Source organism: Acetobacter cibinongensis (genome assembly GCF_000963925.1).
GTDB lineage: Bacteria > Pseudomonadota > Alphaproteobacteria > Acetobacterales > Acetobacteraceae > Acetobacter > Acetobacter cibinongensis.
This window is the reverse complement of record NZ_BAMV01000018.1, coordinates 178,653-193,672: the sequence shown is the minus strand read 5'-3', so window position 1 is coordinate 193,672 and position 15,020 is coordinate 178,653. Positions and strand designations below refer to the sequence as shown.

General features: G+C 56.6%; 9 protein-coding genes. 6 read left to right on the top strand and 3 right to left on the bottom strand.

Annotated elements, in window-relative coordinates:
- Positions 1-28: 28 nt before the first annotated feature.
- On the bottom strand, positions 29-1,447 hold the full coding sequence (gene miaB / locus Abci_RS11760; RefSeq protein ID WP_084597649.1) for a tRNA (N6-isopentenyl adenosine(37)-C2)-methylthiotransferase MiaB: 1,419 nt from the start codon (positions 1,445-1,447) through the stop codon (positions 29-31).
- A gap of 151 nt (positions 1,448-1,598) precedes the next feature.
- Entirely contained in the window at positions 1,599-2,672 is a 1,074-nt protein-coding gene (locus Abci_RS11755) for a lysophospholipid acyltransferase family protein (protein WP_048839346.1), read from the bottom strand.
- A 274-nt stretch (positions 2,673-2,946) separates the two neighbouring features.
- On the opposite strand from Abci_RS11755, the gene Abci_RS11750 reads away from it, so the two are divergent.
- Both Abci_RS11750 and Abci_RS11745 read left to right on the top strand, forming a co-directional pair.
- Entirely contained in the window at positions 2,947-4,896 is a 1,950-nt protein-coding gene (locus tag Abci_RS11750) for an autotransporter assembly complex protein TamA (protein WP_371861366.1), read from the top strand.
- On the top strand, positions 4,896-9,209 hold the full coding sequence (locus Abci_RS11745) for a translocation/assembly module TamB domain-containing protein (protein WP_048839345.1): 4,314 nt from the start codon (positions 4,896-4,898) through the stop codon (positions 9,207-9,209). Before Abci_RS11750 ends, Abci_RS11745 begins: the two co-directional genes overlap by 1 nt.
- Positions 9,210-9,464: 255 nt before the next feature.
- Here Abci_RS11745 and Abci_RS11740 read toward each other — a convergent pair whose 3' ends face one another.
- Positions 9,465-10,259, bottom strand: coding sequence for an exodeoxyribonuclease III (locus Abci_RS11740; protein WP_048839427.1), 795 nt, complete (start codon positions 10,257-10,259; stop codon positions 9,465-9,467).
- Between the two features lie 122 nt (positions 10,260-10,381).
- Between Abci_RS11740 and Abci_RS11735 the strand changes: the two genes are divergently transcribed.
- From Abci_RS11735 to Abci_RS11720, 4 genes are all read left to right on the top strand, one after another.
- On the top strand, positions 10,382-11,446 hold the full coding sequence (locus Abci_RS11735; RefSeq protein WP_048839344.1) for a dipeptidase: 1,065 nt from the start codon (positions 10,382-10,384) through the stop codon (positions 11,444-11,446).
- A 284-nt stretch (positions 11,447-11,730) separates the two neighbouring features.
- Positions 11,731-13,647 (top strand): excinuclease ABC subunit UvrC, encoded by a 1,917-nt coding sequence (gene uvrC, locus Abci_RS11730; protein WP_084597647.1) that lies wholly within the window; start codon positions 11,731-11,733, stop codon positions 13,645-13,647.
- 99 nt (positions 13,648-13,746) lie between these two features.
- Positions 13,747-14,316 (top strand): CDP-diacylglycerol--glycerol-3-phosphate 3-phosphatidyltransferase, encoded by a 570-nt coding sequence (pgsA, locus tag Abci_RS11725; RefSeq protein ID WP_048839343.1) that lies wholly within the window; start codon positions 13,747-13,749, stop codon positions 14,314-14,316.
- A 173-nt stretch (positions 14,317-14,489) separates the two neighbouring features.
- Positions 14,490-15,008, top strand: a complete 519-nt coding sequence (locus Abci_RS11720; RefSeq protein WP_048839425.1) for a hypothetical protein — start codon at positions 14,490-14,492, stop codon at positions 15,006-15,008.
- Positions 15,009-15,020: the final 12 nt, after the last annotated feature.

The window sequence follows — 15,020 nt, the reverse complement described above, 5'->3', positions numbered from 1 at the left end:
CGGGCGGAAGAAGGCTGGCGCGTGGTGGTCAAGCGTATTCGGTCTCCTCTACCAGTTCACCAGACAAAGAGTTGGTGAGACGCTCGGTAACTTTGACGGAAAATGTCTGCCCAATAAGAGAATGTGGCCCCTGAACGTGAATAGGCTGGAGCCATGGTGAACGGCCGACAATCTGCCCCGGTTTGCGGCCTTCTCCAGTAAAGAGCACAGGAATGGTTTTGCCAACAAGTGTTGCGTTAAATTCGTCCTGCTGCTGGCGCAAAAGTGCTTGCAGGGCTTGCAGCCGGGCATCTTTCACATCCTCGGGTACCTGAAGCGGGGCGCCTGCTGCCGGGGTGCCGGGGCGCTGAGAATATTTGAAAGAATATGCCAGTGCGAATTTGACATCGCGCACCAATTGCATGGTGGCTTCAAAATCCTCATCCGTCTCACCGGGGTGACCGACAATGAAGTCTGACGACAAAGCGAGGTCCGGGCGCACGGCGCGGAGTTTAAGCACAATGTCACGGTACTGGTCTGCCGTGTGCCCACGGTTCATGGCAGCAAGGATACGGTCAGAGCCAGACTGGACGGGCAGATGCAGGAACGGCATGAGTTCTGGCAGGTCACGGTGTGCGTTAATCAGCGCGTCATCCATATCCCGTGGGTGGGATGTGCTGTAACGGATACGGGAAAGGCCCGGAATTTTGGCCAATTCGTACGCCAGTTGCGCCAGCCCCCAGACAGTCCCGTCTGGGCCTTCACCATGATAGGCGTTGACGTTCTGGCCAAGCAGGGTGATGTCCTGCACGCCACTTTCTGCCATGCGGCGGGCTTCCGCCAGAACAGAGGTCACCGGGCGGCTGCTTTCAGCGCCACGCGTATAAGGGACGACGCAGAAGGAACAGAATTTGTCACACCCTTCCTGAATGGTCAGGAAGGAGGTGTAGTTGCCTTTGGTCTGCGGGGCGGCTGCTTCCGGCAGGAAGTCAAATTTTTGTTCCGCAGGGAAGTCCGTATCAATCACGGCACCACCGGCGCGGGCTGCGCGGGCCACCATTTCCGGCAGACGGTGGTAGGTTTGTGGGCCAAGCACGATATCAACATACGGGGCGCGGGTCAGGATTTCCTGCCCTTCTGCCTGCGCAACGCAGCCAGCAACAGCAATAATGGTCTGCTGGCCTTCTGCTTTACGGGCTTCCTTGATAAGGCGCAGGCGGCCGAGTTCAGAAAACACCTTTTCCGCAGCTTTATCGCGGATGTGGCAGGTGTTGAGAATGATCATGTCCGCAGCGTCTGGCAGGTCAACGGGCTGGTAGCCAAGCGGGCGCAGCACATCGCTCATGCGGGCGCTATCATAAACATTCATCTGGCAGCCCCATGTAATGACATGCAGGCCACGGCGGGCGGAAGAAGGTGCGGTGGTTCCAGTCATGACAGCAGACGCTCCGGCAGACCGCAGGCCCATTCCGTGCGGCAGGAGCAGGGAATCAGGCGGACAGCGCCCAAGGTCAAGCTTCTTTTCTTGTACGCAGCAAGATTATGTCCTGACCGTGGGGTCTGGGGAACGCTCTGTCGGCCCTCAGACTCAAGGGGCGCGGTGGAGGAGAAAGCTGATATTACAGCCTCTTTCTACACGCGGTGAGTGCTGCACCCACCGTATCCAGCAGCTTTGCCACGCCACGCACTTTAGTGTGGGGAAGCTCCGCCGGGTCATACCTGCCGGGGGCAGGCGCTGCGTCCCGGTTCTGCCGGAGTTCGGCTGCACCCTGTGCAACAGCGTTCCAAGCGGCCTGAGCCAGAGCCTTGCGGCTGGGGAACAGGTCGGGGTCGAGCGGTTCGTGCAGGATGACGGAGGCGCGGAGTTCCTTCCACTGCACGATCTGCCAAAGATGCGGGCCAAGGTCCATGTCGCCATACCATGCAAAGACAGAACGACGCAGGCGATGGACTGGCAAGCCTTCCAGCCGGTCAAACACAACGGAAATAGGCTGGATAAGCGGCGTCATGCCCGGTTCGTAGGAGATTGGCAGGAGTGAGAGGTCCATCCCCTCCTTGAGTTTGGGCAGTTTGGCGATGGCAAAAAAGGCGGACATGAAGGGCAGCACCCGCGAGCCATCCGAGGATGTTCCTTCTGGGAACAGCACAAGGTTGTCGCCTTCCACCATGCGGCGAATCATTTCATCACGCTCACGGCCCGTCGTGCTGCGCTGGCGGCTGACAAAAATTGTACGGCCAATTTTGGAGATCAGGCCCATAACGGGCCATTTTTCGATATCGCCTTTGGCAACGAAAACTGACGGCAGAATAGTGCCCAATATGAGCACATCGACCCAAGAGGAATGGTTGGAAATGTAAATGACCGGGCGTTCGCCACGTTTACGCGCCTTGAGACCGCCAACTGTACCAGCGCGCTCCCCCACAACCCGAATGCGTAGCCCCAGCAGTTTGCAGAGAATACCCCAGATCACACGCGTCCAGCGGATTTTTGCAGTGCCGGGAACAGCCAGCAGGCAGGCTTCAAACCCGACAGAGAGGGGAACCCAGAAAACAACGCCACCCAACCGCAAGGCCCCACGGGCCTGGGCGGATAAGGTGCACAGCTTCTCAACCCAGCGAGGGAGGGGAGAAAGCTTCTCTGGTCCTATCGGCTCTATGGGCGAGCGCGGCGTAGAAACGCGACGGCGGGTCATGTAGTGGCCCCTGCCAGAATGTGGCAGGGCGTCATGAGGTTAGGGAAGAAGAAAGCCATGTGCTTTCATAACGCGAAGTTGTGCGGCTGGACAATCTTGCTTGGTGTTGTGTCTATAACGAAACACAAGGACGAAAAAGGCCGTTTTATGTGGCAATACAGGCTGTAACACCGTAATTTTGTCATGGTGTGTGTGCAAAAAATGTTCAGACAGTCGGGTTTGTGGTTTCGTAAAAGGACAAAAAAACAGTGACGGTGTGGGTGGGAAAACAAGGGTGCGCATAAAGGGGTGGAATGTTCTGCACGGTTTTGCCCTGACAGCGAATCGCGTTATAGCGGGGTTTTCGTTGTGCAGTGTGGCAAGTGCAGGATGTGCATGGGCAGCAGATCCACAGCCCTATGTGACTCAGCTTAAACCTACCGGACAGGGTGATCTGGATGCTGCCATAAAGGCGTCTTCAGATCTGCTGAACCTCCAGGCAACCCATGCCGTTGGGCCTTTTGCGTTATCCGGGCGCATCCGGAACGATTATGACCGCCTGCGTACAGCTCTGGAGAGCTGCGGCTATTACGAGGGCACCGTCACCATTACCCTGCACCGGACCGGTGCAGGGAAGGACGCGGTCAAAGTTGATGGTCAGTCAGCAGATGTCGCAGCTTGGATAGACTCGGTTCCTGCTAAAGAAAAAATTGCCGTGGATGTGACCGTTGAAAAAGGGCCACTCTATCACGTTGGGGTCGTAACGCTGCATGACCCAAAAACCGATGCCCCCGTTGAGCTTACAGCGCAGCAGAAAGCGGCCTTTGGCCTGAAGTCGGGTATGCCTGCCGTTGCGGAGACCGTACTGGGTGCAGGCGGCCATTTGCTGGATGCCTTGCGCGAAGACGGCCACGCTCTGGCCACGGTAGAGACACCCAAAGCCTATTTGCGCCCCCAGACACGCACGTTGGATATTGCTTACAAGGCGGCACCCGGCCCCGTGCTCAATATTGGCCAGATTTCAGTCGGTGGTTTGGAGAAGGTGAACGAATCCTTTGTGCGGCGGCGCATGACCATCAAGGAGGGGCAGTTGTACCAACCCTCCCAGATTGATGCTGCCCGACAGGATTTGACCGGGGTTGGCGTGTTTTCAAACGTGGCGGTCAAGGATGGCTCTACACACGCCGTAAACGGCACCATGCCGTTGGATTTTACATTCAAGGAAGCTAAGCGCCACGCCATAGGGGCTGAGGCAGGATATTCAACCGACCTTGGTGTACGGGGCGGCGTGAACTGGACGCACTTTAACCTGTTCGGGAATGCTGAAAGGCTCAAGCTGGCTGCCTTGGTGACAGGTTTGGGCGGGTCCGCCCAGCAGGGTTTGGGCTACGATGTGTATGCTGATTTTTTCAAACCTGATTTTTACAGCCGTAAGCAGAACCTGAGTGTACGGCTTGAAGGCCTCCGTCAGTTGTTCTGGTCTTACCAACAGACGGCACTGTTAGCCCGTGCCGGGCTGACACGGCAGATTGGCCGGTACTGGAACGTCAATTATGGCCTGCTGGCCGAGCAGGAAAATATCAAACAGTTTGGTGTCTCACGCGACTACACCATTCTTGCCGCACCTCTTGGGGCTGCGTTTGACAATACAGGCGTTGGAAACCCGATTGAACCTGCAACACATGGTATGCGGGCCAGCATAAACGCCGCCCCCTCGGTTTCCTTGGGAAACAAAGGGAGCGGGGTTTCCTTCTTCACTATTCTGAATGCTACGGCCTCGGCTTATCTGGACCTCACGCATATTGGCATTAGCAAGCCGGGCCGGAGTATTCTGGCGTTTCGTGGTACGATAGGCAGCATTCAAGGGGCTGGCACCTATGATATTCCACCAGACCAGAGGTTGTATGCAGGGGGCAGTGCCACCGTGCGCGGGTTCCGCTGGCAGGGTGTAGGGCCGCAGTATAACAAGACCCGTTATGCGATTGGCGGAACATCGTTGGATGCAGGTACGGTGGAATACCGCCAGCGTATTCTCAAAAGCTTTGGCATGGCCGGGTTTATTGATGCCGGGCAGGTGGGAAGCAGTAGTTCTCCGTTCACAGGGACGTTGCGTGTGGGTGTAGGCGGTGGTGTGCGGTACTACACGCCTATTGGCCCTATCCGGCTGGATGTGGGCGTACCCCTTAACCGCCCGGACCGTGGCGATAAGTGGGATTTATATATCGGGCTTGGGGAAACATTCTGATGGCGGCGCATGATGAGGCAAACGGAGCACCCCGGCGGTCTGCTCTGCGTCGTACCCTGCGGATAACTGGCCTGACGGTTGGCGTGCTGGCCGGTGTGGCCGGGATTGCCGTGGGTGTTATTCTGGTAGGCGCCAACACAGGTGCCGGACGCCGTTTGCTCATGCAGCAGACAACGGCGCTGACGGGTGGCACCGTAACCATTACCGGGCTTTCCGGCCGCTTCCCTGATAACCTGCATGTTGGTGAAATAGCGCTTAAAGACAAGCAGGGCGTATGGCTGAGCCTTAAGAACCTGACGCTGGACTGGTCACCTCTGGCCTTGGTGGGGCGTACCGCCAAAGTCTATGCCGTAACAGCAGATGAGCTTGATATTCCACGGCTCCCGGTTGCGGATGACACTCAGGCCACGCCTGCATCGTCCTCCACCGCTCCCTCCAAATTGGGAATGGGCATTGATATCCGTAAACTGGAAGTGGGGCGTATTCAGGTTGGGCCTGCTTTGGCGGGCGAGGCCGCAAGTTTTGCCCTGTCGGGCCATGCCAGTCTGGCGTCCATTGATGATGTGCTGAATGGGGTTTCTTTGCCCCATCTGCCAAAATCCAACATTGGTCTGACTGTAAAGCGGCTGGACAAGGAAGGGCTGATTGACCTGACTACCAGCACAGGCACAAAAACGCTGGCTCTGCACCTGACCGCCAAAGAGGGGGCTAATGGGTTTGCTGCAAGCAAGCTGCAAATGCCTCAGTTGACCCCTCTTAGCCTGACGCTTGACCTCAAAGGCCCTACCAATGCAGCCGCTCTGGGGTTTGCCGCGAATGCAGGCCCGGTAACAGCCAAAGCCCAGGGTGTGCTGGACCTGATAGATCAGCGCCTTGGTGGACTGAATGCCCAGCTTGACTCGCCCCAACTGGCGCTACGGCCCGATATGGGATGGGGAGCCATTCATCTGGTGGCGCAGCTTAAAGGCAAAATGGCCTCGCCTGACGGGACCGGCACGCTCCAGATTGACCGTCTGGCCGCCAGTGGTGCGGAGGTGGGTCGCCTTAAAGCCGCCTTTACCGGCCAGAGCGGCCATGCTGGGCAGGAAGATCTGCTACACCTGCTGGTGACGGCGGATGGCATACGCATACCAGGCTCTGCGCCGACCTTGCTTGCCAGCGCGCCGTTGACGCTGGATGCAACATTAAAGCCCCAAGGGCCGGGTAAACCGCTGGTTCTGGATGTATCACACCCCTTGTTGCATCTGACTGGCCAGATACAAAGTGCAGCCCCGCAGCGGGGGACGCTCGCGCTTGTGCTGCCAGATCTCAAGCCGCTAGGGCAGGCTGCGAATACTCCGTTGCAAGGGCAGGCGGCCATGAACGCCCGCTTTGACCTGCCAGAAAAAACCGAGGGCGACACGCATGTGAGCGCCGATGGTACGCTGGCCATTACGGGCGGGCAGCCGCAGGCCGCGGGGCTGATTGGCCCAAAAGGGACGTTTGCGCTTGAAACGACCCTGCGCCCTTATTTTCCGCACACAGCCTCCCCTGTGCAGCCTGAAACACCATTGCCGGAAAAGAAAGGTCATGGGGCGGATAAAACTAAAAAAGGCACAGAAAAACAGCAGCCAGCACCTGTTCAGGCAGATGGGCAACAGATTGATCTGAAGAAATTTGTGCTGGATGGGCAGGCCCTGCATCTGGCGGCACAAGGGCAGGTGAATACAGGTCACGACATGGCGCTGTCTTCCACCCTGTCTTTGCCAGATCTGCGCAAAGCATTGCCTAGCCTGCGGGGGGGCGTGACCGTGGCGCTGGACGCCACTGGCCCCATGCAGGATTTTGCGGCTAATCTGCATGTTAAAGGTGATCCGGGTACGGCAACCATGCCGCAGGGGCCGATAGCGCTGGATGCAGCGCTCAGCCATCTGCCCTCAACGCCCACCGGTACGCTGGATGCGCACGGCTCCGTTGATAAAGCGCCCCTCTTGCTCAGTGCAGCTTTTGCACAGGATGCGAAAGGCGCGCGCCAGATCGACCTGAAAAAACTGTCTTGGAACAGCCTGCAGGGCGAAGGGGCTTTGTCTCTCCGTCAGGGTGAGGTGGTGCCGTTTGGGGACCTGAACCTCAAAATTGGTAGGCTGGCCGATTTTAAAAACATGATAGGGCAGCAGATAGCAGGGGCACTGGCTGCGTCTGTCCACACAACAGAGGTGAATGGGAAACCGCAGGTTGCCCTGAAATTGGATGGTAATGTTACCACGCCACAAGCCAAAATAGGGTCTTTGGCGCTGAGTGGCAGAGTGATTGATCCAGCAGCCCATCCGGATGCAGACCTGACGCTCAAGCTGGCGGGGCTTTCTGCCGCTGGCGTAACAGGGCAGGCTAAAGTCACCGCCAAAGGGCCAGATAACGCCATGCAGCTTACTGCGCTGGTTGGCCCTGCAACCTGGTCAGGTAGCCCATTGTCTCTTGATACGGCTGCGTTGCTGAACCTGCCTGCAAAGCAGGTGAAGGTGCAAAAGCTTGCAGCAACGGCCAAAGAAGAAACGCTTAAGCTGCTTGCGCCTGCTCAGGTTTCGTTTGGGGATGTCATGGGCGTTGACCGCCTGCGTGCCACCGTGGCTACCAGAGGAGCTGAACCCGCGACCCTGGATGTAGCGGGCCGTATTAAACCAACTCTGGCGGTTACAGCAGATATTCAGCATGTAACTCCGGCTTTAGCACGGCCTTTTGCGCCGGACTTCAAGGCGCAGGGTACGCTTGGCCTACAGGCAAAAGTTGCTGGTACGCTGGATAAGCCAACTGGTCAGGCTAAACTGACGGGCCGGGGCCTGCGGTTGCAGGGCAGTTCGGCTGCTGCATCTATCCCTCCGCTGTCTCTGGATGCCTTGGCCAATCTGGCGGGAACATCCGCCACGGTGGATGTAAAAGCCTCTGCCGGACCAAAGTTGAACCTTACTGTAGCGGGCAAGGCCCCTCTTTCCAGCACAGGCCCGCTTGGTTTGCGTGCTAATGGTAATCTGGATTTGTCTATTGCAAACGGTGTTCTGGGGGCACAGGCGCGGCAGGCAGAAGGGCAGGTGCAGCTTGCCCTACAAATTGCGGGCACAGCCGCCGCACCGAGTGTGACTGGTACCGTTGACCTCCATAATGCAGACATTCAGGACTTTGCGCAGGGCTTTCATCTCTCCGCCATTAACGGCCGGATTGTGGGTGAGCGAGATACCGTTGTGCTGCAATCCCTGACAGCCAAGGCGGGGGAAGGCACTATGGGGGTGACAGGCTCCGTGGGGCTGACAGCACCGGGCATGCCGATAGATTTGCACCTGACGGCAAACAAGGCACGCCCTGTTGCTAGTGACCTGATGACAGCAATTATGAATGCTGACATCACGGTTAAAGGGCAGGTTAAAACCCGTATGGACGTTGCGGGGGATGTCACCCTGAAACGGGTTGAGATAAATATTCCCAACTCTCTGCCATCGTCTGTTGCGCGGCTGGACGTGGTGCGGCCGGGAGATAAGGTGCCAGACCCCAAGCAGCAGGCGGAGGCAAATGCGCAGGCAGCTGTTATTGGCCTGAATTTGAAAGTGACATCGCCAGGTGAGTTCTATGTGCGGGGCCACGGTCTGGACGCGGAGATGGCCGGTCGTCTGAAGGTGGATGGGACTGCGCAGGCACCGCAGGTGAGTGGTGGTTTTGACCTGAAGCGCGGTAACTTTGACCTTGCTGGTATTTCGCTGAACTTCACCAAGGGGCGGGTGGCATTTAATGGCAGTGGCGTAAGCCATAAGCTTGACCCGACACTGGCCTTTGAGGCGGACCGCGTGGTCAACGGGCAGACGGCCATGCTGAAAGTGGGTGGCTATGCCAGCCAGCCCAAGATCAGCTTTGAATCCAACCCCTCATTGCCGCAGGATCAGGTGCTGGCCATGCTGTTATTCGGGACAGATGTGCACTCACTGTCCTCTACGCAGATGCTGGAATTGGGTACGGCTCTGGCAACCTTGACCGGTGCAACATCTTTCGACCCCATGGGCGCCATCCGCAAAACACTTGGTCTGGACCGTCTGGCTGTTGGTGGTGGTTCCGGTGTTGGGAATGGCGGTACCACAGTTGAAGCCGGTAAATATGTGATGAAGGGTGTGTATGTTGGCGCAAAGCAGGCCACATCCGGTTCTGGTACGCAGGCGCAGGTTCAGGTTGATCTGACCAAACAGTTGAAACTGAACACAACAGTGGGTACCGGCGGCAACGTGACAGGCTTTACAACGCCAGAAAATGACCCTGGTAGCAGTGTCGGCCTTTTGTGGCAGCATAGATACTGACCCGGTTGAGGGCGGGTATGGCTTATTGGAGAGTCAACTCTTCGCCCTTACCAGTGCCGGTTAGAAAGCGCGGTTCCCATTGCTCCGAAATCAAGCGCCAAGCATAGATAGTGATCATGATAGGCACAAAAAAGGAATAAGCCCCGGAAAGAGAAGGGCTTATTCCTAATAACGTTTTTGAGTACTATTCTAGACGCCTGCACAATCATGTTCAGAGTGTTCTGAAATAAAGTCTCTGGCGTGTAGGTGGGCTAGTTATAACGTAAAATCCACAGCCACCGGCACATGGTCGGAAGGGGATGTCCAGTCGCGTGCATCGCGCAGTACGGTCATGGTGCTGAGGCTGGGCACCAGATCGGGTGTGACCCATACATGGTCCAGTCGGCGGCCACGGTTGGATGTTTTCCAGTCCCGGTTACGGTAAGACCACCATGTATAAAGTTTTTCATGAGCAGGCACGAAGTGGCGCATGGCATCGACAAAGCCAACATTCTGCCAGGCGGTCAGGCGTTCAATTTCCGGCGGCGTGTGGCTGACAATTTTGAGAAGCTGCTTGTGGCTCCAGACATCGTGCTCCAGCGGCGCAATGTTGAAGTCCCCTACAAGAATGGTCCGTTCCCGTGTGCGGTTCTTAAACCACGCGGTAACTTCCTCCACAAAAGCCAGTTTATGGGCAAATTTGGGGTTAATGGTTACGTCAGGTTCATCACCACCTGCAGGCACATAAAAATCATGCAGTTCAACCGGCGCGCCCGGTGTGTGCACCAAAGCACCCACATGGCGGCAGTCTTCCTTGCCGTGCCAGTCAGGCAGGCGGTCAAGCGGTGTCAGCGGATAGCGGGACAGAATGGCAACGCCATTATAGCTCTTCATGCCTTTGTAATGCAGGTGCTCATAACCGAGAGCGCGCAATGCCTCCGCCGGAAACAGAGGGTCAGGGACCTTGGTTTCCTGCAGGCAGATGACATCCGGGCGGAGGGTGCTGGCCAGCGTTTCTAGGTGAGGAAGACGCAGGCGGAGGGAATTGATGTTCCACGTTACAAGTCGCATAGCTAGGGCATTACCCATCCCGGTTTGCGGAGCAAGTAAAATTCGGCCCATAAGGGAGGGATAGGGAGGAAGTCTTGGGCGCAACCTCTTGCAATGACAGCAGACAGGACCATTTTTGCAGCATGACGCATTCTTCATCGGCTCAGGAGAGCCAGTTCCCGGTTTCTGCCGCAGCGCAGGCGCTGCATACCAAGCTGTTAACACTGGACAGCCATATTGATATTCCATGGCCGGACCAGAAGGATGCGTTTGAGGATACGCCAGCGCGCCGCGTTGACCTGCCCAAAATGCATCGGGGTGGCATGTCTGCTGGGTGCTTTGTGGCCTATATCGGGCAAGGCCCGACAACAGATGCAGGCCACGCTGAAGCCCAGAGCCAGTGCCTTGCCATGCTGGATGTCATTAACCAGATGCAGGGCACACATAATGGCCTGACCGCGCGTGTCTGTTCTACCGTGCAGGAAATTTTGACAGCCCATACGGATGGAGTTCTGGCGGTGATACCGGCCGTTGAAAACGGTTATGCTATGGGGGATGACTTGGCCCTTCTTGGGCAGTTTCGGGCCAAAGGTGCGCGGTACGTCACCTTGACCCATAACGGGCACAATGTGCTGGCAGATGCTGCGGTGCATCGCCCAAGCCTTGGTGACAAACCGGAAAATCATGGAGGTCTCTCTGCTTTGGGGCGTGACGCCATTGCGGAGATGAACCGGCTCGGTCTGGTTCTGGACGTTTCCCATGCGTCTAAAAAAAGCATGTTGCAGGCTGTGGCTGCGTCCCGCGCCCCTATTGTTGCCAGCCACTCCTGCGTGCGGACATTGTGTGACCACCCGCGTAATCTGGATGACGAGCAGCTTGACGCCCTGAAGGATGCCGGTGGGGTTATTCAGATTACGGCCATGCCAGCGTTCCTTAAGCCCAAACCGGATGAGGGGAAGCGGACCGCAAACGTGGCGGACTTTGTGGACCACATTGATTACGTGGTGAAGCGCCTGGGCGTGCCGTATGTCGGGATCTCGTCCGACTTTGATGGTGGCGGTGCCATTGAGGGGTGGGAGAACGCTACTCAGGGCGTGCATCTGACCCAGGAGTTGATGAACCGTGGCTACGGTGAAAGCGAGATAGCCGCCTTCTGGGGCAGAAATTTCCTGCGGGTTCTGAAAGCGGCGGAGGACGTGGCCGGCTAAGAGAGCAGAAGACGGTGTGAAACATGGACGGATTTTTAGGACTTTTGTCCACTTCCATCCCTTGACTTCCTTATTCTGTCACAAAAAGTTCGCATTGACTGATGGCTTTGCAACTGTTCTTTGTCAAAATCGTTAAAAATCAACCACTTGTTCTGTATGGCTAAAAAATATGCAATACGAGGAAGGGGGGAGAAATCTGCCATTTTTGGGGGTGCTGAGGGGGGTATTCCACAGCGTTATCCACAGAAACGGTGGATGAAATTTTTGTGTCGAAAGAACGTGTCATGACGACTGACAGGCCTGCAACAGCAGGGCCGGAAGGCGCTGCTACGGAGCAGGCAATGACCGCACCCCTCAAAGGGGTGGAGGTAATCCGGCTGGCATTGAAGACCATGCCGCTTTCCCCTGGCGTTTACCGGATGATCGGCGGGAAAGGCGAGGTTCTGTATGTGGGGAAGGCGTTAGCCCTTAAAAAACGGGTTACCTCCTACACGCATGTTAACCGCCTGCCAGAGCGGCTGCGGCGTATGGTGTCTGAAACGGTCTCCATGGAGATTGTAACAACCCATACCGAGGCTGAGGCACTGCTGCTTGAGGCCAACTACATCAAGCGCATGAAGCCGCGTTTCAACATTTTGCTGCGGGACGACAAAAGTTATCCGTGGCTTATGATGACCGATGCACACCCTTTCCCCCAAATTGCCAAGCACCGGGGCAAACCGGTTAAGGGAGCAAGCCTGTGGGGGCCTTTTGCGTCAGCCTGGGCGGTTAATCAGACACTGAATATTCTGCAGAGGGTGTTCCTGCTCCGCTCCTGTACGGATACTGTGTTTAACAGCCGTGTCAGGCCTTGCCTGCTTTATCAGATCAAGCGGTGTTCTGCTCCCTGTGTGGAGCGGATCAGCGTGCCCGACTACGCGCAACTGGTGGAGCAGGCGCGGGAGTTTTTGACTGGTAAGGATATGGCACTGCGTGAGCAGATGAGTACCGCCATGCACCGCGCTGCGGAGGCCATGGATTTTGAACGGGCAGCCGTTTTGCGGGACCGCATCCGTGCCTTGGCTCAAATGCAGGAATCCAGCGTTATCAATCCGTCTTCTCTGCATGAGGCCGATGTTTTTGGTATCTGGCAGGAAGCTGGCCAGACCTGCATTCAGGTCTTTTTTATCCGTGGTGGGCGTAATAACGGCAACCGCTCATTTTTCCCGGCCCATGCGCGGGAAGAAGAGGCTGGGGATATTCTCTCAGCCTTTATTGCGCAGTTTTACGATGACAAACCGTGTCCGGCGCAGGTGCTGGTGAATCAGGACCTTTCTGAAGAGGGTCTGTTAAGTGAGGCTTTGTCCCTCAAGCGTGGGCGTAAAGTTGAAGTGCTTGCGCCGCAACGGGGGGAGAAGAAGCATGTGCTTGACCACGCCGTAGCAAATGCGCGCGATGCGCTGCACAGAAAGCTGGCGGAAAGTGCAGGGCAGGCCCGACTGCTGGACGGTGTGGCCAAGGTGTTTGATCTGGAAGAGCCGCCACAACGTATAGAGGTGTATGACAACAGCCATATCATGGGGTCTCATGCTTATGGGGTCATGATTGTTGGTGGGGCAGAAGGGTTTGACCGCCGGTCTTACCGAAAGTTCTCGATCAAAGGCCCCGTTACCCCCGGCGATGACTTTGGCATGATGCGGGAAGTTCTGGAGCGGCGCTTTGGGCGTGCTCTTAAAGAGGCGGCAGAGGGTGATACCTCTAACTGGCCGGATGTGTTGCTGATTGACGGCGGCGCTGGCCAGTATTCTGCCGTTCGGGGCGTGTTGGATGATCTGGGTGTGACCGGAGTGAAGCTTGTTGGTATTGCCAAAGGCCCAGACCGTGATGCCGGACGGGAATGGTTTTATACGGACAACAAGGAGCCGTTCCAACTCGACCCTCGAGACCCTGTTTTGTACTACCTACAGCGCTTGCGGGATGAAGCGCACAGATTTGCAATCACTACACACCGCGCCGGGCGTTCTAAAACATTGGTGCGCTCTGAACTGGATGAGGTGCCGGGCATTGGGCCAGCGCGTAAAAAAGCACTCTTGAATGCCTTTGGCTCTGCACGGGGTGTGAAGCAGGCAGGGTTGGCGGAACTCGAATCGGCATCTGGGATTAATCGGGAAACAGCGCGGGCTATTTATGGTCATTTTCACCCCGGATGGACGCCTGATTAACGTGCCAAACCAGCAATGCGGTGCATTTCTAAGTGAGTGGATCAAAGAGGGGCGCTAAAAGCGTTTCAGCAGCGCGTAAAATAGGATAGGCTCCCGCCAATGCTGACAGATTTGCCGAATGTTCTGACTATTTCGCGTATTGTGGCTATCCCCATAGTCGTGGGTTTTGCCGCATGGGGAACGCCACAAGCGGATGCTGCGGCCTGCGTGCTGTTTATTCTGGCGGGTATTACGGATTATTTTGACGGCAAACTGGCGCGATCCCGCCATCAGCTCTCAGACTTTGGGCGCATGTTCGATTCAATAGCAGACAAGCTGCTGGTCGGAGCCTGCCTTATGGTGCTGGCAGGGCTTTTGCGCTTGCCTTATTACAGTCTGTGGCCTGCAATCATTATTTTATGCCGGGAAATTCTGGTATCCGGTATGCGGGAATATTTGGCAGAGCGGCGCGCCAGCCTGCCTGTCACGCGACTTGCTAAATGGAAGACCGGTTTTCAGATGACGGCAATTGGCTTTTTGCTGGCCGGGGATGGAACGGGCATGTTGCTGGGTATGCCCTGGCTGCCTGTGGCGCTTATTGGTGCCGTGTTGCTTTGGATTTCAGCCGTGCTCACTCTTATTACCGGGTGGGACTATCTGACAACTGGCTTGCGTCACGTTGAACTGTAAGAGCGTGACGGTTTGCGTAAGTCCTATAGCGTAAATGAGCGTGGACGCGTGCAGTCTCTTGTATCTGGCTGATAAAGCGGTATTTACCCTAGAGTAGTAAGAGTGGGATATGGTAGCCGTGGCAGGTAAGGCTTGAGCGCCTGCATAATAGTGAAGGGTAGCACAGTCAGATGATGCGGAAAGCAGCGCTTCTTGGAGCGTGCCTTATGATGAGCGGATGCTCAGGTTTTGGAAAATACGTTTCAGACACCGCATCCCTTCCCGGTGAAAACCCAAACGCTCCCGCTGGTTCTGACCTGAATATGCGGCGCATCAACGGCTACTCCACGGCTGAAACGCCCATCCTCCCGCAAGGCGGGGATATCTGGCCGGGGCCACCTGCGCCATTGCCTACGCTGGAAGATGTTGAAAAAGACCGTATTGGCACCGTGCTGGGTGGCGGTGGCGCAGATACGGGAAGCATTCTGCCAGACGGCGGAGAAATGGGGCTGGGTGGCGAGGCGGACAAAGAGCCTGCCAGCGGTAAACTCCCTGATGCCGAGCCTGATGCTGCGGGGAAATACGGTGCTAAACGCGGCAATGCTTCAACCATTGAAATTCCCAATGGTGATGGGACTGTAACCCTTATTCATCCAGACGGATCTGTCAGCACGGTGAATGGTAAACAGAAGCCAGCGGCGTCTCAGCACTGAAAATCCGACTAT